The organism is Desulfobacterium sp. N47 (assembly GCF_051233685.1).
Taxonomy (GTDB): Bacteria; Desulfobacterota; Desulfobacteria; order Desulfobacterales; family RPRI01; genus RPRI01.
In genome coordinates, this window is record NZ_JBAMMY010000068.1 from 1 (window position 1) to 22,295 (window position 22,295).

The window sequence follows — 22,295 nt, forward strand, 5'->3', positions numbered from 1 at the left end:
GTATTGTCAAAAACTCGGCATTTATTGCCTTTTGTGGTTCTCCAATGAAAATCGGAGCCCTTAAGTCCGCTCTATTGCCGGGATTTCAACTGTTGACCTGTTTAACAAGCCGCCTTTAATCGTTTTGAAATTAGCTCTATATAATAAAATTTGATTTATTGAAACATTGCATCTTAAATAAAATTATTAATCAATATTTCAGAAAATTATTAATCAATATTTCAGCTTCGATTAGATATTATAAAAGGTTTAATATGCCAGGCCTTAAAGTATATAGCAGTAACAAACTTGAAATTCTATCACAAAAGCTTTCTGAGATTGTCAGAGTTCCGCTTTCAGGGTTTTTGGAATTTCCTCTTTCTCCGGAGGTTATAATTGTTCAAAGCAAATCAATGGAACACTGGATTTCTTTGCAGCTTGCAAAACAAAACGGAATTTGCGCAAACTGCCGTTTCCCTTTTCCCAATGCTTTTGTTGATGATATAATTAAACTTTTTTTTCCGGATATTCCCAAGACAAATCTTTTTACACCTGCTGTAATGGCATTAAAACTTTTAAAAATTCTCCCTGATTTCCTCGAACAGGCAGAATTTGACTGTTTAAAGAGATATCTTCAAGTTGATAGAAACAGTTTGAGGCTTTTTGAGATTTCTGAAAAAATAGCCGATCTGTTTGATCAATACACAATTTTCAGACCGGATTTTATTTTTTCCTGGGAAAACAATAAGGAAATAACCGGAAAGCATCATAAATGGCAGGCAAGTTTATGGAAAGAAATTGCAAAAGATAATGAGAAATGCCACAGGTCTTATCTGCAAAAAGCCCTTATTGAAGAACTTAATACCTTCTCTCCGGATTCCGCAAAGTTTTATGGTAGAATTTCTGTTTTTGGAATTTCGTCACTTCCGCATTTTCATATGCAACTTATAGAAGAGTTGGCAAAAATCTATGAAATACATATATTTCTTTTAAACCCTTGCAGACAATACTGGGCTGACATACTTACAGATAAAGAAGCTGGAAAAATAAAGAAACGCTATACAACAGAAACAACTGAACAATATCTGCATATTGATAAAGGAAACAGCCTATTATCTTCTTTAGGGGAGCTGGGTAAAGCTTTTTTCGAATATATTACTTCTGCTGAACATCTTTTGCTAGAAGAATTTGAGGATCATGAATGTATTGATATGCTTTCATGCATACAGTCCGATATTTTAAATCTTCAAGAAAGAATAATACCCGAGGATCATCTCAAACAAAAAAATCCCGACCCATCAATACAGTTTCATTCATGTCATAGCCAAATCAGGGAAACAGAGGTGCTTTATGATAAAATTCTTTCCATGTTTGAGGAATATCCTGATCTTATGCCAAAAGATATTCTTGTTATGTCGCCGGATATAGAAGTTTACGCCCCATTTATTCATGCGGTATTTGATAACAGGGAAGATAATGAACCGCATATCCCATTTTCAATATCAGATCGAACCATCAAAAAAGAAAACGGAATTATAGATAGTTTTTTATCTATCCTCGATTTGAAAGAAAGCAGATTCAAAGTTTCACAGGTAATGACGATTTTAGAAAATCAAGGTATAAAGGAAAAATTTGGCCTGGTTGAATCTGATCTTGAAACCATAAGACGCTGGCTTAGGGATACGGGAATCAGATGGAGTGTTGACGGAGCCGATAAGACAGCTCTTGGCCTTCCTGAAATTTATGAAAATACATGGAAAGCCGGAATAAACAGACTGCTAGCAGGCTATGCTATGCACCATAAAGGACCGAGCAATAGCGAAGATATGTTTTTGGATATTCTGCCGTTTAATGAAATCGAAGGCTCTGATGCCAGGATTCTTGGAAACTTTCTTGAATTTTTGGATAAGGTCTTTGATATAACAAACCTCCTGAAAGGATCTGAAACAATAGCAGTTTGGCATATGAATCTTTTGGGTATAATTGATACTTTTTTCACAACAGATAATGAAATTCAGCAAAGCGTACAATATATACGCAACGTATTGGGAGATATGCTTAAAAATTCTGAGCTTTCAGGGTATGATAAAAAGCTGGATTATGAAATTATTAAGCATTATATAGGAAAAGCACTTGAAAATGAATATAGCACATCAGGATTTATAACAGGAGGCATAACATTTTGCTCCATGCTTCCAATGAGAAGTATTCCTTTCAAGGTTATATGCCTTCTTGGTATGAATAGTGATGCTTTTCCGAGAAGTTCACCATCGTACAGCTTTGACCTTATGGCAGTTGAGCCTCGGCCGGGTGATAGATCTAAGAAAAATGATGATAAATATCTTTTTCTTGAAGGATTGATAAGCGCAAGAAAAATATTTTATTTAAGCTTTATCGGACAAAGTATCCAAGATAATGCTTCCATCCCACCTTCAGTTCTTATAACCGAGCTTCTTGATTATATAAAAAAAGGCTTCGGTTTTACTCATGACCAGATGATTACCTGTCATAAACTCCAGGCATTTTCTCCGGATTATTATAAAGGTTCCGAAAATCTTTTCAGCTACTCCAAGGATAATATGCTTGCGGCATGCAGTCTAAATGCAAGTCATCTTAATGAGAATGAAAATATCTCTTTCATTTCAGATAAGCTTTCCGGGCTTTCTGATGAATGGAAAATATTAAATATTGATTCCTTTAGCAGTTATTTCGCAAATCCGGCAAAATTTCTTCTGCAAAAACGACTTGGAATATATTTTGAGGAAAAAGAAACCGCTCTATCAGATAAAGAAATTTTTAATTTAAACGGCCTTGATAACTATCTAATTAATCAGAACCTGCTGGCAGATATGCAAGCAGGCAAATCTTTAAATTATTGCCTTAGCATGTATAAAGCACAAGGAAAGCTTCCCCATGAAAGAATTGGAAACATGCTTTTAAATGAATCAAGTATTAATACCAATAATTTTATAAATAAAATAGAAGCTGCTAAAAAAGGCAAGACGATATCTTTTTCAGAACTTGATATTAATATCAATAGTTTTTCGTTAACAGGAAATTTAATGACTTGTTATGATCACGGAATAATAAATTACAGATACGCTGTGATGAAGATAAAAGATATTATCAACTTATGGGTATATCATCTGGCCTTATGTGCCGAATATAATGATAAAATACAAAATAACTCTTTGCTCATTTGCACAGATGGAGAAATAAGATTTAAACACGCATCTAAAAGCCGTGAAATTCTTGGAGAACTTATTAACCTGTATTGGGAAGGGCTTTCATCAGTCTTAAAATTTTTTCCTGATTTATCCTATGAGTATATTAAACAGGTATATATCGATAAAAAAAATTCTAAAGATGCGATAAGAGATGTTTGTGATAAATGGTCAGGCGGTTATAAACAACCGCTTTCTGAAGATCCGTATTATAAAACATGTTTTGGAAAAACAGACCCGGTAGATATATTTAACGATTCATTTATAAAAATTTCAGAAACAGTATTTATTCCTTTGTTAGAACATATTTCTGAATGCTAAAAAGTATAAAAAATAAAATAAATACAGTTGGATCAGATTCTGTATATTACTCTGTCTTCCGTAATTATTATATCTACCTGTTTATCATGAGATTCCATTGGCACATGCTGTATTATCTGACTCTCATATGCCAATCCGACTTTTCTGGCAGTAGGAGGAAGTTTTGGAATCAACCTGTCATATAAACCATCGCCGGAGCCTACCCGTCCGCCTTTCTCATCAAAAGCCAAACCGGGTATTATAGCTATCTCAACAAAATCTATCGGAATCGGCTTACATGTTTCGGCATCAGGCTCGAGAGTATTATTTTCTCCCAGCTTTAAATCAGTTGTCAGATCTTCGATCTTCAATAAAGTTATTTCATTCTTGTCTCTGTTAAATGACGGAAGAACAACAATTTTATTAAAATTAAGAGATATATTGATAATATCATTGCTTGCTACTTCATATAATGAATTAATATACAATAATGCTATTTTTGCTTCTACAAAATTGGCAAATTCAAAAAGCCGCTGTTCTATACTTTGCGTTTTTTTTAATATATTATTAGATGAAAGCTTATTAAAATTTCTGGATATATTATTCCGTATTTCAAGCTTTTTCACTCGTAACTCTTCCATATATGTTCTCCCGGGAAATTGGAAATATGGATATTACTAACAGAATCGGTGATAAAAGTCAACTTATAAAAATCATTGACTAAAAAGATGTTTCATGTTTAAAAGTAATCAGAGCAGATATCATAATTTACTTTGTATTATATGTGTTATCCATATACTTTCTATAGGTTGCCGTTATTTTTTTATATAATTTGTTATCTTTAGTTTCAGTAAATTCAACAAATAGGAATATCTATGCTGGAAATCAAGTTTGTCAGACAAAATTTAGACCTGGTTCAAAGCTCAATATTAAAAAGGCATAAAAGTGCTGATATTGAAGGTTTCAAAAATTATGACTCAAAAGTCAGATCAATACTTTTAGAAATTGAAGAATTGAGACATCGGCGTAATGTGTTTTCAGATAAAATTGCATCCATGAAAAAAAAGGGAATAGATCCAAATACCCTGGTTTTGGAAATGCGGAATGAGTCGGAAAAAATAAAAATTCTTAATTCGGAACTTTTGGAAAATGAAGAAAAGCTTAATAAAATTATTATGGAAATTCCGAATATGCCAAATGCTTCAGTTCCTGAAGGAAAAGACTGTTCAGATAATTTATTAATAAGAACTGTAGGGAAAATACCCGATTTTGATTTTGAACCAAAAAATCACTGGGAACTTGGGGAAAGTCTTAAAATATTTGACTTTGAAAGGGCATCAAAAATAACCGGGGCCCGCTTTCCCCTATATTTCGGAGCCGGAGCTAAACTAGAAAGATCTATTATAAATTTTATGTTGGAAATACATACAACTGAACACGGTTATACCGAAGTTCTACCTCCGTTTATCGTAAACAGTCAAAGCCTGACCAGCACCGGACAATTACCAAAATTCAAAGATGACCTGTTCAAGTTAGAAGGCTGGGATTATTACATGGTTCCAACAGCTGAAGTTCCTGTGACAAATATTCACCAGAATGAAATACTTGATGAAAGCGATCTGCCGATTTTGTATACAGCTTATACACCTTGTTTTCGTTCCGAAGCAGGTTCATACGGAAAAGATACAAAAGGATTGATCAGACAACATCAATTCAATAAGGTAGAATTGGTAAAATTTGTCAAGCCTGAAACTTCTTACGATGAACTGGAAAAACTTACTCAGGATGCAGAATCAATACTAAAACGCCTGAATCTGCCATATCGGGTTGTGTCTCTTTGTGCAGGAGATCTTGGTTTTTCTTCTGCGCAAACATATGACATAGAAGTATGGATGCCGGCCCAGGGGGTATACAGAGAAATATCATCTTGCAGTAATTTTGAAAATTTTCAGGCACGACGTGGCAATATCAGATTCAAAAGAAAAGGCGCTAAGAAAACCGAACTCGTACATACACTGAATGGGTCAGGCTTAGCTGTTGGCCGCACAGTTGCTGCAATAATTGAAAACTACCAGCAAAAAGACGGATCTATCATAATTCCTGATAGTTTAAGACCTTATATGGGAAATATGGAAAGGATTTCAATATGAAACCTGATAATTTCCCGGAAGAAATCCGTCCTTTCATAATGCCAAATCATCAGGGAAATCTTGTATACAGGTGCTTGGGATGCGGCAAAGAGCATAGCATTAAAAATCTTCTTTATACATGTCCTGATTGCGGCAAAGTTCTATTAATTCATGATTTGAATTTTGATCTTTTAAAAAAAATTCCGGGTAAAAAATGGCAAAACATTTTTGATTATCGCAAAATGTTAAAAATCCCGGCTTTAAAGGGCATATATCTTTACCACGAATTTATAGGTTCGGTAATTCCACTTTCATCAATAATTTATCTTGGTGAAGGGCATACTCCTGTAATCGAGGCTAATTCCTTGCTGCAGGAAAAAGTAGGCATAAAATTTTTCTTTAAAAACGATGGCCAGAACCCCAGCGCTTCTTTCAAAGACAGAGGAATGGCAAGTGCATTGAGCTATATTAATTATCTGGTCAAAGAAAAACATCTTTCCGATGTTCTTGCAGTTTGCGCATCTACAGGAGACACTTCGGCATCAGCAGCTTTGTATGCAGCTTATATGCAGCCTCATATAAAATCTGCGGTTCTTCTTCCGTACAAAAAAGTAACACCCCAGCAGCTTTCACAACCATTGGGAAGCGGAGCTAGTGTGTTTGAAATTCCGGGGGTTTTTGATGATTGCATGAAGATAGTTGAAAACTTATCGGAACGATACAATGTCGCTTTGCTAAATTCAAAGAATGCCTGGCGTATTCTTGGTCAGGAATCTTATTCATATGAGATTGCACAAAATTTTGAATATGACATGAGAAACAAAGTCATAGTGGTTCCTATCGGAAACGCCGGTAACATCACTGCTGTATTAAATGGTTTCATAAAATTCTATGAAACAGGGATAATAGATGTAATGCCTAAAATTATAGGCGTTCAATCAAAACACGCAAATCCAGTATATAATTATTACAGCGAACCTGATATAAATAAGCGTAGATTTATTCCTGTAAATGTAAAACCCAGTGTAGCACAGGCAGCAATGATAGGAGACCCTGTTTCGATGCCAAGAGTTATCCATCTTGTTGAAATATATAACAGGATTGCAGGCAAAGAAAGTACATCGTTTGTTGAAGTAACAGAACAGGAAATAATGGACTGGCAAATAACAGCAAACCGTAACGGGCATATTGCATGTACTCACGGAGGTGAATGCCTTGCCGGTCTTTCTACAGCAATCAAGAATGGTCTTGTATCAAAAACCGATACTGCCGTTCTGGATTCAACTGCTCATGCCCTAAAATTTTCAGGATTTCAGGATTTGTATTTTGAAAATAAATTCCCATCAGAATACGAAATATTACCAAATAAAGCATTAGTAAATTTTCCTGTTTTAATGCATCCTGATGATCCGGATAAAGTACCTGCTCCGGGTAAACCTTTAACGGGAAACGATTTTAAAATATTTATAAATCGCATATCGGATGAAATCGCTAATATTCTTGATCTTAAAGAAAGATAATAAAAAGGTAAAGCAATGAATAAAAAGTGGATGGTTTTTATCGTTACTGCTACTATTAGTATTTTATTTATTTCATGTGCTGATAATAAGTTATTAAAAAGACAGGGAGAAGCACGAAGAGATGTAGGCGAAGCTTATATGAACCAAAATGATTATACTGCCGCATTAAACGAACTGCTTGAAGCTGAAAAGCTATATCCGAATGACCATCATCTTCATAATGATCTTGGCCTTGTCTATATGGCAAAAGATCGGCTTCAGCTTGCTGTTGATCATTTCAAAAAAGCTATTGAATTAAAACCCGATTATGCTCCTGCTATTAACAACCTTGGAACTGCATATCTTGCTTTAAAAGACTGGAATTCTGCAATTTCTTGTTTTGAAAAAGTATATAAAAACCTTCTTTACGCAACACCACATTATCCTCTAACAAACCTTGGGTGGGCATATTATAACAAAAATGACTTTGCTCTAGCCGAAAAATATTACAAGCAAGCTTTAAAGATTGAACCTAATTACTCAATAGCATTACATGGACTGGGACTTACCTATCTTAAAATGGGGAATGCTCCCGAAGCTGTAATTTATTTAGAAAAAGCAATGAAATATTCCCCTTGGGTCCCTGAACGTTATTTTGATCTAGCTAAAGCCTATGAAAAATTGGAACAATATGACAAAGCTATAGAATGTTATTACAATATTATTAAAATTTCACAGAATAACGACCTGTCTTTACAAGCAGAAAAAGAAATATCAAGATTAAAAGCACAAGATCACAAATAATTTTATGCTAAGATAATTATTGGATATGATGATAACTTTATATAATAAGCTTGCTCTTCTTTTTTTACTTAGTGCTGAATTTAAGCCTGACATAAATATTAACGTTTCTAACAGGCCAACACTTTAAGCTTTCAAAAACTTTCAAGAATAAAAAGAGACTGCTTATTCAGAATAACTTTTTGAAGGTTTTGATAAAATTGAATTTAATATTTCTATCTATGGTAATTCATATCTTCTTCTAAAGCAAAAAAATAGGCCGGATTACTTATGATAATAAATCCGGCCTATTTACTTTAACTGTTTATATTTTCTGTTCAAGCGTAACTATCTTTGGAGTTATAAAAATAAGAAGCTCTTCCTTGTTGTCGGTTTTTGTATCTGACTTAAAGAACCATCCAAGTATCGGTATTCTTGAAAGCCCAGGTATTAATGACCCACCTGTATTCTTTGATGTCTTAATAATACCCCCTATTACAACAGTATCTCCGTCATTAACAAGCAATTCTGTTTCTGCTTCTTTATTAGTAAAGGATTGCTGATCATTTATAAAAATCCCAAGGTCTCGCTTTTTTATTTTAATAAGCATGGAAATTCTGTTATCCGGAGTAACATGAGGCTTAACTTTCAGTTCTAGATCAACATCTTCAAATACTGTTGTTGTATTTCCTGAAGTATCAAGTTTGTTATATGGATAACGCAATCCCTGCTTTATCGTAGCTTCCTTATTGTCAAGGGTACATATCTTTGGAGCAGAAACTATTTTGCCTTCGCCCTGGGCTTCCATTGCCTCTAACTTTGCATTCAGCAAAAAGGGGGAGCCGTTAATTCTTGCGAAATCAAATCCTATAGTGCCTTTATTAGCTGCCGTTGTTGGAAAATTTACAGCTGCATTAAGATCGTAAGTTCCTCCAAGGCTGGATGATGAATTAGGACCAGCATCAGCTGACCAGATAACACCAATCTCTCTTGAAAAACTTGTGGTTGCTTCCACTATTCTTGCTTCTATAACAACCTGGGGGGTAACTTTATCAAGTTTTTTTACGATTTCTTTTGCCTGTTTAATTACCTCCGGAACATCGGTTATTATTACAAGGTTTGTCCTCTCATCTATACTGATACTTCCCCTGTCCTTGGTTTTTATTTTTTCCAAATGAGGCAATATTTCTGTTTTTGCATTTGAATAACTTACCGGAATATATTCAACAACAAGAAGTTCCAACTCCTTTTGCTGTTCCAATGCTTTTTTATCAGCCAGTATACCTGCCTGCCTTAACTCTTTTTCTTTTTTTATGGTTTCGAGGTTTGCAATACGAACTATATCGCCCTCATAAACCATACCAAGCTGATTCATTTTAAGAACAAGATCCAAAGCCTGATCCCATGGAACGGGCTTTTCTAATGACAAGGTAACTTTTCCGCTAACATTTTTATCAATCGCAAAATTTTTTCCGCTGACTTCCTTTAAAATACGAAATACGTTCTTTATATCAGTATCATAAAAATCGAGGGCTACCTTTTCACCGGTATATTTTTTACCTATCTCAGCATCCTCATTTACAACATCAGCAGGGATAATACCGGTGACAGGTTTTTTTATTTCCTTCTTAACTGTCTCTATTGGAGCAACCTCAAGAGCTTCTTTCCACACTGGAATATCAGCCTCTTTTTCAGGCTTGGGAGAAACAGAAGAAGGTTCAAAATGAACCTTTATCAGATTATCCGATTGTTCAGATACATAAGGAACGGCTTCTCTCAATTCAACAGCAATTATAGATGATTTTTTCATTTCAGGAGTCTGAACAGGCCAGATTCCATCAACAGCACTATTAAAACGCGTTGTAATAAGTGGTCTTTTCTGTTTTACAGAAATATTTGTATTGTTTAGCCGGATTTGAAGTAATTTGTCGCTTGCTTTATTAATGCTGTATTTAACAGGCTTGGTTGTTCCGATAGTAATTGTGGATTTACCGCCCTCTTCGCTTAAAAAATCTATTTTATCAACCCATGCAGACCTTAAATTGTTTTCATGTTTTTTCTTAGAAACAACTGAAACAGGATTGACTTCAGATAATGAATCAGGTTTCTCAGTTTTTATTGCACTAACAGCCTGTGCTGCCGGTTGTTCTTTAATATCGGATTTTGAATATATATCTTCTTTTTTAATCTCAGGTGAGCCAATATTTATTAAGAGCCCACTTAAAACCGGTTTAGCAGAAAATGCATTTAGATATTCATTTTTTGTATCTAATACAACCCGGAATTTTTCAGGATACATATAATGTCTGATCCTGCTAACCCATTTCGTATTTACCGGAATGCTTTGCTCTTTTCTAAATGGACTTTTCATGTTGAAAATATCAAAAACAATTCTTGCCGGAAGCTTAGCTGAGGAATTCTGTTTAAGTGTAAAAGATTTATAATCTTTAATTATTCCGTCTGATTCAACTCTTACAACCAAACCGGTGACTGATTTATCCAAAGAAATTGATTTAAATTTTGTTGCTGTATGAGCTTCACTTCCAGCAGGCTTCATATTCTCATTGGTGGGCAACACTTCATCGTTGGTTGCTTCTATACCACCAAGTTGTTTTGCCTCATCCTTGATTTCGGAAATTGCCGGAGATTCAGATGCAGGAATAAGCTCTTCAGATGCCAGAGGTTCGTTTATTTTTACATCCGTGCTTTCTGACTGTTTGTCATCGTTTAAAACTGATTCTGTAATAGCTGCCGCATTCTGATTATCTTGCTGCGCATAAATTTCATGTGGAAACAGCGCATGAAAAGAAAATAAAACCGCAAGGAATATAGATACGTAATAAATTTTAATTACTTTCGAATGGTAATGATTCATATTATTCTTCTCCAAGAGGTTTCTGAAGTTTAAGTTCTCTTTCTTGGATCTTTTTTTCCCCAATAATATTTTCAATTTCTTCCTCTACAATTATCCTATCATTGAGTATCTTAACAATTCTTCCGGAATTATTTCCTATATAGGTTCCCTTTGATATAACATAGCCTTTCCCGGAAGCTTCTTCCACAAGAGCCCTATTCCCGCTATCGGCAAGCATTATTGCTACAAGCTTTAACTGATCCAAATCAACCAGTTCCAATGGCGTTCTTATAGTCCGGGTCCTTTTCCCCTTCTCCGCTGCAGCGCCTTCTTTAAATAAAGGAGCAAAAGGGTCAGTTTTACCTTCAGGATTATAAGTAATTATTCCTTCAGGTTGAAGTTTGGCTATCTCGTCCTGAGAAACTGGTAAGGCTATATGCTCCTTTAAATTAATAGCAGAAATATCGGCATCAACAGTTGCAATTTCTGCTTTTTGGTTTTCAACTTTATCAATTTTATCAATATTACTCGGTTTCTCTGTTATTTTGCTAACGGCAGATGGAGGTTGCTTGTCTACTTTATGACCGGAGCTGATTTGTAATTGTTTTTTATCATCAACCATTAATATCTTGTCGTTCATTTCTTCAGCAGAAGTACTCTTTATTGGGTCTTTGCCGTCGACAATCTCTTCTTTCGCAACAACTGCTGGCGTCTGTGATGATGATGGAGCAGATACACTTTTCTTTGAAACTATCTTTTTACTGACGGCGACAGCTTTCGGAGGTGGTTCACTTTTACCGCCACAACCTGTGAATAATTGAAACAGACACAAGATAAAGACTGCAATATAGATTATAGTTAGGTACTTACGCATGTTTACCAAGTTATCTCTCATATGAAGTTTTTATTTCTGCAATTATCTTCTTCTTCCCTTTTTAATAGCTTTTCCGGGAGGTGCTGTCGCCTTAGCATCTAAAAATCTATAAGTAATTGCAGTGCATGATGTAAGAAGTGAGTTATCCTTTTTTGATTGATCAACTTTCATGCTAATGTTATTGATATTAACAATTCTTGGAAGTCGTGCTACTTTATCAAAAAAGATAGCCACATTATGATATTTGCCGGTAACCTGGATTAAAACAGGAATTTCAGCATAAAATTGTTTGTTTCTTTCATTTTGCGGTTGAAATAAAATAAATTCAAGTCCGGCATCCTGACCGCACAAAGATATACTTTCCAGAAGTGTCGGTATCTCCTTTTTTTCGGGAAGAACCTGCATAACTATTTTCAATTGCGCATCAGCTTTATTCATTTTTTCTTTAAATTCAGGCAAATTTTTTGCGGTTCTTTTTGCAACATCCAGTTTAGCAGTTAATTGCTTATATTCTAATTCAAGCTTTTCTATCTCATCACGTTTAGGAGATAACATTGTAAAATAAAAGATAGCAAAAGTAAAAACCAGTATACCGCAGAATATAAGAATCCTCTGTATCTTTGAAAGTTTTTCAAGCTTTTCAATAATTGGTGCCAATGATTTTGAAACTTCAGGCTTTTCCATTATTTTATTTTTTTGCTCCATTTTTTGCTATAATATTTGGAGTATTTTTAATGCACAAAATTTCAAAATGTTTGAAGCTTGCCGGCTTTGATGAAGCCGTATCTTTTCTCAGCATACTTAAATTTACAATATTAAACAGTTTAGAGGCTTCTAAACGAGTCATAAAATCAGCAACAGTCTGGTTATCTACTGCTACGCCAGAAATATTTACATTATTTCCGTTTGAACTTAAACTAACAAACCACATCCTTTTTGGGATAATTATGCTTGTAAATGCGTCTAAAAGCCTCACCGGCTCATAACGGTTAGCTTCCAACCCCTTGATAACTTCCATTCTGTTATTTGAATTGTTTAGTTTCTTTGTTATTTCTGCAAGTTCTTTGTTAATAACAGCATACTTTGCGATCTCGATATTTATGCTCTCAATCTTTCCATGAATCTCTTTAATTTTACCGCTTTGTTCAAAATTACGATATATCAAAATTATAAATACCAGAACCAAAGCCAGAGACAATATGGATATTTGTCGGCGTACGTTCTCTTTTTTCCTAGCTGTGCGAAAAGGAAGAAGATTAATCCTGATCATTTATCATCAATCCTTCTTAAAGCCAATCCGATGCTGATAGAGGCTTGAGGGGCAATTTTGCCCAGATATGAAGAATCAAGGCTATCAGACAATTCCAATTTATTAAATGGATCAATAAGTTCTACTTCAGCTGAAGTCTCCATAGATAGGAGCTGACGGAAATCTTTAATATTTGCTCCGCCTCCGCTTAACATGATTTTTGTTATAGAATCATCGGGATATGTAGAATAAAAAAAGTCAAGCGCCCTTTTAATTTCTGCACACCAGTCTGTTACAACAGATGATACAATTTCTTTTAAATCTTCATTAGAAATCTTATCATCCTGACTACCAAATTTTATTTGTTCAGCTTCTTCTAAAGTACACCCGGCAAGTGAGACTATTTTTTGATTTATCTGCCCACACCCCAAAGAAACATCTCTCATGAATAAAGAAGAAAAACCTTTTATAATATTCAAAGATGTCTTGCTTGCACCAATATCTATTAAAGCGATGTTTTCATTTAATTCATCATAATTAAACTCAAATACATTTTGCAGCGCAAATGCTTCCACATCAATTATACAAGGATTAAGGCCGGCCATCTGAACAAGATTTATATATTCATTCACCATCTCTTTTCTTGCAGCAACAAGAAAAACACTCATCTGATTTGGATTGTTTTCATTTTCTCCCAGAATTTGAAAATCAAGATTAACATCACTGATATCAAAAGGGATGTACTGCTCAGCTTCAAACTGTATAGTTTCCTGAAGCTTAATCTCATCCATTTTCTGAACATATATTTTTTTTACAATAACGGAAAATCCGCCTATTGATACGGCAACATTATGTTCCACCAGTTTGTTATCTTTAAAAAGCTGGCGGATATACTCTGCTACCTTCTCGCTGTCATTGATAGTTCCATCTTCTATAAGCCCAGGCGGGATATCTACCATAGCAAATTTTTTGAGACGACGACCCCTTTTTGTCTCAACAATTTCAGCGGCTTTAATTGTTCTGGAGCCAATATCCAAACCAACAAGATGATTTTTAGTACCGAATGCCATTAGACACTCTCAATCGCCAAATATTTTATTTTTGTCAGAAAGACTAAATCCCATCGCCAATATGATTTTCCGTTTAGTCTCCATACGACAAGGCAGACCTTCTTCAATACGGGAAATTGTAATAGTAGAAACATTTGCTTTTCTGGCAAGTTCCGCTTTGCTCATCATAAGAGATTCCCTGATTTTCTTCAATGAATTTATTGCCATTAATCGTACATCCTGAATACATATTTAGTTACCTTTACTTCCAATTTATATGATAATCTATAAATGTCAATCAAATATATATAATTTATATATAGTTATATATAGATACTTTATATTGCGCTTCTTTATTATATCGTCACAACAGATAGTATACTTAATAGTTTTTTGTTTAATTTTTTTTATGCTTTATAAATAAACAATAATATATGTCAGTTGCAAAAAAGTACTCCGAATTTTCTGGTTTATAAAATAGGGAGTAAAAAATGGAATGGATACTTTTTTCTGGAGTTTCATACTTCAAACGGATATTATTTATCCATAAATCTCAAAATAATTATTACTTATTCAATATAAAATATCTATATCCCTTTAATTCAAGGGCTTATTTTATAATAAAATAAAAATGGCACGCAGTTTGCTAAATTCTAGTGCAAGGAGGAATAAGAATTATGCTATCAAAATATCAAAAAACAAAAGCTCGATATTTAACACAAAGACAATTACCAAAATTCATCTGTTTCCTAATTATTTTATTTATACTCTTTATCCTTATCGCATGCACACCACGCTATGGCATTGATTCGGAATCTGCGGGTAATAACCCATTGGACTCATCAGACTATGTTCTTCCTCAGATCTATTTTTATGCGAAATACGGTCAGTCAACCGAAAGGCAGTCACGTGATTATTACGAATGTTATAACTGGTCTGTGGATCAGACCAACTTTGATCCAAGTCAGTCACCTCTGCCAAAAGAGGAACGTATCAAGGTAGTTCCTGTTCCTCCGCCAGGACATGATACTATTACAATGTCTATAATAGGTGCTGTAATGGGAGCTTTGATAGCAGGACCAAGACATGCAGGTGATGGTGCTATTATCGGCGCAGCCGGAGGAGCTTTAGCAGGAGCTGCTTCCGATGCATCCAGGATGGGATATGCAAGACAGCAGGAGGAAATCTATGCAGCACGCAGTCGCGCAGTAAATGCACAAGCAAAAAGAAAGGCTTTTGAATTTCAGCGTGCAATGTCGGCCTGTCTTGAAGGACGCTGCTATAGCGTACGGTAATAATTGTAACTGATATCCAATAATCAATAAATTTCATTAAAAGGAGTTTAGCCATGTTGCATCATAAATATATTAACAGAGTAATATTTCCTAAACTGGCAATTATCCTGTTATCAGCAATATTGTTGTCAGGTTTTAATCATACAGCATACGCAGATAGACATGGAAGAGACCATCATAACTATAATGATTCGCGCTATAATCACAATCGTCATTATCCGGCCCGCGGTCAATATGTAAGCAGATTGCCTCATAAACACTGGTCAGGCGATTACAGAGGATCGCGATATTTTTTCTCAGGAGGCATTTGGTATCGTCCTTATGGGCCGCGATTTACAATCGTTGCACCTCCTATCGGCCTTTTCGTTCCCTTCCTGCCACCTTATTTTACAACAATATGGGTTGGAAACATTCCTTATTACTATGCCAATGAAGCATATTATACCAACAGAGGAGATGGCTACATAGTTGTCGAGCCACCAAATCAAGAAATCAGCCAGGCACCTCCACCGGCTGATAAAATGTTTATCTATCCCCGACTGGGCCAGAGTGAGCAGCAACAGGCGGATGACCGTTATCAATGCCACAGCTGGGCGGCAAGTCAGACTAATTTTGATCCAACACGACCACCCGAACATATTTCCGTAAGTGAGATGGGCCAGAAACGCTCTGATTATCAAAGAGCGATGGCAGCCTGCCTTGATGGCCGCGGTTATACTGTTAAATAAGGGGAAGACGACCATCTGTTTTAAGCCATATCGCACTATAGAGCAGGGAAAAGGGCGAACACTTGAAACCGGAAAAAGGCTTAAAGGTTTGAAGGGAACCGAACATCTGTGGCAAGGAAGTCTTTACGGCCGGAATTTTAACAGTTATGAATTCTAAGATTGAATGCATTCCCATCAAAAGAAAATATATAACAAATTTATACAGCTATGGCCAACTCACGGCTTCTTGCACCGTTTGTAAATTTAAAGAACTACTATGAATCGTTTTATAGAACATAATGAAGCTGTATCCGATACACAGACACGTTTAATGTGGACAAAAAATGCTTCTTTATCCGAATTTCCGTTAACATGGAGCGAAGCATTATCATTTACCAAAGCATTGAATCGCTCAAAGCACTGCGGTTATAGCGATTGGAAACTTCCGAATCGCAAAGAATTATTCAGCCTGATGAGCCATGAAACAATCAACCCCAGCCTGCCTTCTTCGCATCCGTTTGCTAATGTTTTCTCAGGTTACTACTGGACATCAACTAGCTGTGCCAGACTTCCGAACCAGGCCTGGTACATTCATCTGGGGGGAGCAAGAGTATTTAAAGGCATGAAACACAATTCATATATGGTTTGGCCTGTTCGTATTGCAGATACTACCGGCACTAAAATCTTTCAAACCGGACAAAGACTTTGTTATGACGAGAGTGGAGACATTATAGATTGCGCCGATACCGGTCAGGACGGTGAATTTCAATCCGGAGCATATATAAATAAATCCCGTTTTAAAGAAAATACCGATTTTGTATATGACAATGCTATAAATCTTGTCTGGTTAAAAAATGCAGATATCAATGGTGATATGATGGATTGGAAATCCGCATTTGATTTTGTTAAGAAGATGAACAAAGAATCTATGTATGGGTATAATGATTGGCGGCTTCCGGATATTTACGAACTGGAAAGTTTAACTGATATGAACCGGCATTCGCCTGCTTTGCCTGCCGGTAATCCGTTTATTAATATTAAGGAATTTTATTGGTCTTCAACAACAAGCATGTATGATACTCAATATGCCTGGGCACTTTATTTAAGAGATGGAGCGGTTGGTGTAGGCTTTAAATCCTCATCCGAATTTCATCTCTGGCCTGTAAGGCACAACAAATCAAAGATAATGTGATAAAAACCGATCCGGCTGCTTCGTTTCTTTTCCTGTTGAATACATATGGTTATAATGCTTTGAAATATTTTAGTATCTTTTTTGCGGATAATTGCGTATAGTTACTGCGTTTACTTGAATAAACTGATCATATTTAATACTTAAGAAAAGAGAAAAAATGGCAGACAAAAAAACATTTAAGGATCTTGGGCTTTCGGCAAAAGTGCTGGATGCAATTAATAAAAAAGGGTTTGAAGAGCCAACTGCAATTCAGGTTATGACTATTCCTGTAATGCAAAGAGATGATACCAATATCATCGTTCAGGCACAGACAGGCACGGGCAAAACAGCGGCATTCGGACTGCCTCTTGTAGAAATGGTCAGCACAGGTTCCTCAATGGTTCAGGCGCTTATTCTGGTTCCCACACGGGAGCTGGCTATTCAGGTATCGGAAGAAATTAATTCGCTTAGAGGAAACAAAGATATCGTAATAGCACCAATATATGGCGGCCAATCCATTGATCAGCAGTTACGAAGACTGCAAAAAGGCGTGCATATTGTAGTTGGAACTCCGGGCAGGGTGATCGATCATCTTAACAGGAAAACACTGAAGCTTGAAAAAATTGAACACCTGATACTCGATGAAGCGGACGAAATGCTTAACATGGGTTTCATCGAAGATATAGAAGAAATAATGAAGCATACGAACCCGGACAAAAGAACACTGCTGTTTTCAGCGACAATACCGCAAAGAATAAAGGATCTTGCGCACAAATACATGAAAGGTTATGAGTTTCTTAAAGTAAAGAAGGAACAGCTTACAACCAATCTGACAGAGCAGATATACTTTGAGGTAAAAGCCCATGATAAATTTGAGGCGCTATGCAGGATAATTGATATTAAAGATGGCTTTTACGGTTTGATTTTCTGCCGGACAAAGAGTGATGTTGATTCTGTTGCAACTCATTTAATGGACAGAGGATATGATGCGGAAGCCATTCACGGGGATATATCGCAGGCGCAAAGAGAAAGAACTCTGGAAAAATTCAAGAAACAAAGAGTCAATATTCTTGTAGCAACAGATGTTGCAGCACGTGGAATTGATGTTAATAACCTTACCCATGTAATAAATTATTCGCTGCCTCATGATACGGAAGCCTATGTTCATCGAATAGGACGTACAGGAAGGGCCGGGAATGTGGGCACTGCTATTACGTTTATCACTCCCAGTGAATATAAAGGGCTGATGTTCATACAGCGAAACGCCAAGACCGATATTAAAAAATCAAAAGTACCAAAAGTCAAAGATATTATAAAGGCCAAAAAGAAAAAGATATATGATGATCTGACTACTATTCTTAAAGAAGAGATAGATACTGCCTATCTTAGCTGGGCTGTAAGAATGCTTGAGGATAATAAGCCTGAAGAAATATTAGCTGCCGTACTAAATTATTGTTTTGAAGAAGAACTCAATCCTGATGCCTATGGTGAAATAGAAGAGATAGGCGCAAAGGTTAAACAACAACTTAACAAACAAGGTAAGGCAAGGCTTTTTGTAGCACTTGGTAAGCAAGATAAGACCAGTCCCAGAAAACTTGTTGAGCTTATTGGAAGCAAATCCTCAGTTAAATCTAAAGATATCAGTGAGATTCAGATAATGGATAAGTTTTCTTTTATAACTGTTCCTTTCGAAAAAGCAGAAATAATCGTTGCGAGCTTCAAAGAAAAGGGCCGGAAGCCACTGATCTCTCATGCCAAGAAAGATGGAAAAAGTACATATAAGGATAAAGGCGCCCGTAACTGATTGCCCATACTTGTGGCGATTATTCATGTGAGAAATACTATAAATTCAGTCAATTCTGGTGCGCTGGAGACGGAGGCTGTTTCCGACAACCGATATACTGCTTAAGGCCATTGCTCCTGCTGCAAGCATGGGATGAAGCTGTCTTAAGAAATCCGGGAAAACTGCAAAAGGGTGTAAAACACCTGCTGCAATGGGAATAAGTATTATGTTATAAAAAAATGCCCAGAATAAATTCTGTTTTATGGTATTCATTGTTGCCTTGCCAAGCATAATTGCCTTTGGCACACCAAGCAGATTTCCGCCTGAAAGAATAATATCGGCTGTTTCAATGGCAATATCTGTTCCTGTTCCTATTGCAATCCCCACATCTGCCTGTGCAAGAGCAGGTGCGTCATTTATCCCGTCTCCGACCATTGCCACCCTTTTATTATTTTTTTGAAGTTCTTTTACTTTCAGGGATTTTCCACCGGGTTTTACTTCCGCAAAAAATTTGCTTATACCTGCATCCGATGCTATAGCCTGTGCAGTCATTTTGTTATCTCCGGTTAGCATAACAACTTCTAAGCCAAGATCAAAAAGCTTTCTTACTGCTTGTGCCGATTCCGCTTTTACCTTGTCTGCCACAGATATCAGTCCTAAAATCTCATTTTTCGATGCAACCACCATTACGGTTTTTCCTTCCGACTGAAGCAGGCTGATTTGGTTTTCGATATTTATTGTATTTAATCCTGATGATTTAAACCAATCCGGTTTTCCTATCATAATTAACTTGTCATTCACATATGCTTCAACGCCGACTCCTCCGGTAGACTTGAATCTTTGAAGCTGAGACATTACAATGTTTCTTTTTTCAGCTTCATTAACAATTGCCTTTCCGATGGGGTGTTCTGAGCCCTTTTCAACAGAAGCTGCAATTTGCAAAAGTTCATTATTACTTTTGCATGCCGGTTCAAAAGGCACTATATCTATAAGGGCAGGTTTTCCGGTTGTAAGGGTTCCTGTTTTATCTAAAATGATTATATCAAGCTTTGATGCTGTTTCGAGTGCTTCGCTGTTTTTAAAAAGGATTCCGTTTTCAGCTCCCTTGCCGGTTCCGGCCATTATGGCTGTGGGAGTTGCAAGCCCCAAAGCACACGGGCAGGCGATAACAAGTACTGCAACAAATCTGATCATGGCGTACACAAAGCTACCATCCATCGACCACCATATTATAAAAGTTGAAAGTGCCGCGATAAGGACTAAAGGCACAAATATGGATGAAACACGGTCTGCAACAGCCTGAACCGGCGCTTTGCTTCCCTGTGCCTGCTGGACAAGACTTATTATCTGGGCAAGAACAGTCTCTTTGCCTACACGGGTTGCTTTTATCTTCAATAAGCCTTCTGTATTGATTGTTCCGCCTGTGACAGCGTCATTAATGGTTTTGTCAACAGGTATTGGTTCGCCGCTCAACATGGATTCATCAACAGCCGATTCACCTTCGGTTACAATCCCGTCAACAGGAATTCTTTCTCCCGGCCTGACAATAAGAGTGTTTCCTGCTTTTACATTTGCCAGGGGAATTGTCTTTTCGATGCCGTCTTCAAGTATTGTTGCTGTTTTTGGCGACAGCTCCATAAGTCTTCGTATTGCTGCGCCTGTTTTCCCCTTCGTGCGGGATTCCAGCATTTTGCCAAGTTTTATCAGAGTGATAATTACTGCTGATGTCTCAAAATAAACATGTTTGCCTGGGATGATAGAAAGCAGTGTTGCAATTGAATAAAAATATGCAACCGATGATCCCATGGCAACAAGAACATCCATATTTGCACTTTTATTTCTGAGACTTTTGTAACCGCCAACATAATAGTCCCAGCCTGTATAAAACTGAACAGGACTGGCAAGGAAAAAAAACAGCCAGTTTACCCATGCTGTTTGACTCCATGCTCCTGTCAGCCCAAAATCTCTTGCCATGCTTAAAAGAAAAAGCGGAATGGTAAAAAGCAGCCCGGTAACAAATTTTTTGGTTTGATTTTTAATTTCAGCATCCCGGGCTTTTTGTTCATAATCATTTCTATCCGATTCATCAGACAGCTGATCTGTGGATATTGCATCGTAACCGGCTTTTCTTATAGCAGATATAATATCTTCTATGGAAGTGACCCCAGGCAGGTATTCGACATGAACACGTTCGGCAGCAAAGTTTACGTAAACATTAACCAAGCCGGAAACATTTTTATTAAGAACTCTTTCGATATTTATAGCACAGTTGACGCATGACATACCGGTTATCGGAAGTTCAGCTTTACTTGTAACAGCTTTGTACCCTAAGCTGTTAATCTTTTCCGTAATGTCTTTCAGCAAAATTTTACCGGTATCATATGTAACATAAGCCTGTTCGGAGGCAAAATTAACAGAGGCATCTATTACACCGTTTAATTTTTTTAAACCTCTTTCGATATTTGCAGCGCAATTTGCGCAGGTCATTCCTGAAACAGGTATAGCAAGCTTGAATTCCGCCATGAGACATTATCCTTATTTAGCTGCAAGATATAAAGTTCTTTGCGAATTGTGATCAGTTAGAAGTGAAAAGTAAATCAAAGGAGCCACTTTCAAAACATTTCAGTTTGGTCAAGGTCAAGGCGGGCGAAAATTTTAACCACAGGAATACATTTAGTATTTCGAGGATTAAAATTTGAGCCCAACACAGAGATCAGCTGGAACGCTTTGAAACTGGCTCAAAGAATAAATTACAACCCATACCTTACATCTGATGCCTGGCTGATACTCAAGAATCACAAGTAACAAGCAGACCGATTTTACAAATGGCTTTCATGAACTATTATGGAAGTTCTGATGAGCATTTAGGGCAAATACCTATAAACTCAAGCTTATGGGATATAATAGTATATTCTGTAAACGGACGCATCTTTTTTTCAAGATCTTTTTCAAGCTCAAAAGGTGCATCATCTATACGCCCGCATATCATACATCTCAAATGGTAATGATTTTCAGGATTACCGTCGAAGCGCTTGAGGTTTCCGGTAAGTTCTATCTCTTGAATTTCTTTTAATTCAGTCAAAACTTCAAGGTTTCTGTACACAGTTCCTAGGCTTATTCGGGGAAGGCGTTTTCTTACCATCCTGAAAATTTCGTCTGCTGCCGGATGGGTTTTAACTTTTTTCAGCTCTTCTAAAATTACTTTTCGCTGCTGCGTTGTCCTATGCTTTTGTTTATTATTATGCAAGCTGATCAATACTCCTATCTTAACCTAAAATTACCTGTCTTGACACAATTTGAAATTATCTGGTAAAAAAGCAGGCCTTTTTGTATATTATATGTTACATATTTTGCAGATTCAATATAGAATAATTAAAGATTAAAAACAATCATAAAAACTGG

17 protein-coding genes are annotated in these 22,295 nt (G+C 36.3%); 8 read left to right on the forward strand and 9 right to left on the reverse strand.

The features are described from left to right. Positions 1–254: 254 nt before the first annotated feature. Positions 255–3,524 carry an exodeoxyribonuclease V subunit gamma gene (recC, locus tag VXK47_RS04050; RefSeq protein WP_435547489.1) on the forward strand — a complete coding sequence of 1,090 codons (3,270 nt, stop codon included), beginning with the start codon at positions 255–257 and terminating at the stop codon, positions 3,522–3,524. A gap of 32 nt (positions 3,525–3,556) precedes the next feature. Here recC and VXK47_RS04055 read toward each other — a convergent pair whose 3' ends face one another. Next, positions 3,557–4,144 carry a 5-formyltetrahydrofolate cyclo-ligase gene (locus VXK47_RS04055; protein ID WP_435547490.1) on the reverse strand — a complete coding sequence of 196 codons (588 nt, stop codon included), beginning with the start codon at positions 4,142–4,144 and terminating at the stop codon, positions 3,557–3,559. Positions 4,145–4,378: 234 nt separating this feature from the next. On the opposite strand from VXK47_RS04055, the gene serS reads away from it, so the two are divergent. The 3 genes from serS to VXK47_RS04070 are packed head-to-tail and all read left to right on the forward strand — an operon-like array spanning position 4,379 to position 7,935. Beyond that, a complete protein-coding gene (serS, locus tag VXK47_RS04060) occupies positions 4,379–5,653 on the forward strand; it encodes a serine--tRNA ligase (protein ID WP_435547491.1) in 1,275 nt (424 codons plus the stop codon). Beyond that, positions 5,650–7,152, forward strand: a complete 1,503-nt coding sequence (gene thrC, locus VXK47_RS04065) for a threonine synthase (RefSeq protein WP_435547492.1) — start codon at positions 5,650–5,652, stop codon at positions 7,150–7,152. Before serS ends, thrC begins: the two co-directional genes overlap by 4 nt. 15 nt (positions 7,153–7,167) lie before the next feature. Then, positions 7,168–7,935 (forward strand): tetratricopeptide repeat protein, encoded by a 768-nt coding sequence (locus VXK47_RS04070; RefSeq protein ID WP_435547493.1) that lies wholly within the window; start codon positions 7,168–7,170, stop codon positions 7,933–7,935. 301 nt (positions 7,936–8,236) lie between these two features. Here the strand turns inward: VXK47_RS04070 and pilQ are convergent, their stop codons facing one another. The 6 genes from pilQ to VXK47_RS04100 form a co-directional block, all read right to left on the reverse strand. Next, on the reverse strand, positions 8,237–10,786 hold the full coding sequence (gene pilQ, locus VXK47_RS04075; protein WP_435547494.1) for a type IV pilus secretin PilQ: 2,550 nt from the start codon (positions 10,784–10,786) through the stop codon (positions 8,237–8,239). A gap of 1 nt (position 10,787) precedes the next feature. Continuing rightward, positions 10,788–11,405, reverse strand: coding sequence for a pilus assembly protein PilP (locus VXK47_RS04080; RefSeq protein WP_435547495.1), 618 nt, complete (start codon positions 11,403–11,405; stop codon positions 10,788–10,790). A 276-nt stretch (positions 11,406–11,681) separates the two neighbouring features. Next, entirely contained in the window at positions 11,682–12,323 is a 642-nt protein-coding gene (locus VXK47_RS04085) for a type 4a pilus biogenesis protein PilO (RefSeq protein WP_435547496.1), read from the reverse strand. Positions 12,324–12,327: 4 nt separating this feature from the next. Continuing rightward, on the reverse strand, positions 12,328–12,825 hold the full coding sequence (locus VXK47_RS04090) for a PilN domain-containing protein (protein ID WP_435547497.1): 498 nt from the start codon (positions 12,823–12,825) through the stop codon (positions 12,328–12,330). Positions 12,826–12,905: 80 nt separating this feature from the next. Continuing rightward, positions 12,906–13,958 carry a type IV pilus assembly protein PilM gene (gene pilM, locus VXK47_RS04095; RefSeq protein ID WP_435547498.1) on the reverse strand — a complete coding sequence of 351 codons (1,053 nt, stop codon included), beginning with the start codon at positions 13,956–13,958 and terminating at the stop codon, positions 12,906–12,908. 9 nt (positions 13,959–13,967) lie between these two features. Further along, positions 13,968–14,165, reverse strand: coding sequence for a helix-turn-helix domain-containing protein (locus VXK47_RS04100; protein WP_435547499.1), 198 nt, complete (start codon positions 14,163–14,165; stop codon positions 13,968–13,970). Between the two features lie 449 nt (positions 14,166–14,614). On the opposite strand from VXK47_RS04100, the gene VXK47_RS04105 reads away from it, so the two are divergent. The 4 genes from VXK47_RS04105 to VXK47_RS04120 all read left to right on the forward strand — a co-directional run bounded on the left by VXK47_RS04105 (position 14,615) and on the right by VXK47_RS04120 (position 18,914). Further along, entirely contained in the window at positions 14,615–15,232 is a 618-nt protein-coding gene (locus VXK47_RS04105) for a hypothetical protein (protein WP_435547500.1), read from the forward strand. 53 nt (positions 15,233–15,285) lie between these two features. Further along, on the forward strand, positions 15,286–15,960 hold the full coding sequence (locus VXK47_RS04110; protein WP_435547501.1) for a DUF6515 family protein: 675 nt from the start codon (positions 15,286–15,288) through the stop codon (positions 15,958–15,960). 256 nt (positions 15,961–16,216) lie between these two features. After that, positions 16,217–17,131 (forward strand): DUF1566 domain-containing protein, encoded by a 915-nt coding sequence (locus tag VXK47_RS04115; protein ID WP_435547502.1) that lies wholly within the window; start codon positions 16,217–16,219, stop codon positions 17,129–17,131. A 157-nt stretch (positions 17,132–17,288) separates the two neighbouring features. Further along, positions 17,289–18,914 (forward strand): DEAD/DEAH box helicase, encoded by a 1,626-nt coding sequence (locus tag VXK47_RS04120; protein ID WP_435547503.1) that lies wholly within the window; start codon positions 17,289–17,291, stop codon positions 18,912–18,914. A 45-nt stretch (positions 18,915–18,959) separates the two neighbouring features. Here the strand turns inward: VXK47_RS04120 and VXK47_RS04125 are convergent, their stop codons facing one another. Next, positions 18,960–21,416 (reverse strand): heavy metal translocating P-type ATPase, encoded by a 2,457-nt coding sequence (locus VXK47_RS04125; protein ID WP_435547504.1) that lies wholly within the window; start codon positions 21,414–21,416, stop codon positions 18,960–18,962. A 319-nt stretch (positions 21,417–21,735) separates the two neighbouring features. Then, positions 21,736–22,140 (reverse strand): Fur family transcriptional regulator, encoded by a 405-nt coding sequence (locus VXK47_RS04130; RefSeq protein ID WP_435547505.1) that lies wholly within the window; start codon positions 22,138–22,140, stop codon positions 21,736–21,738. Positions 22,141–22,295 lie beyond the last annotated feature (155 nt).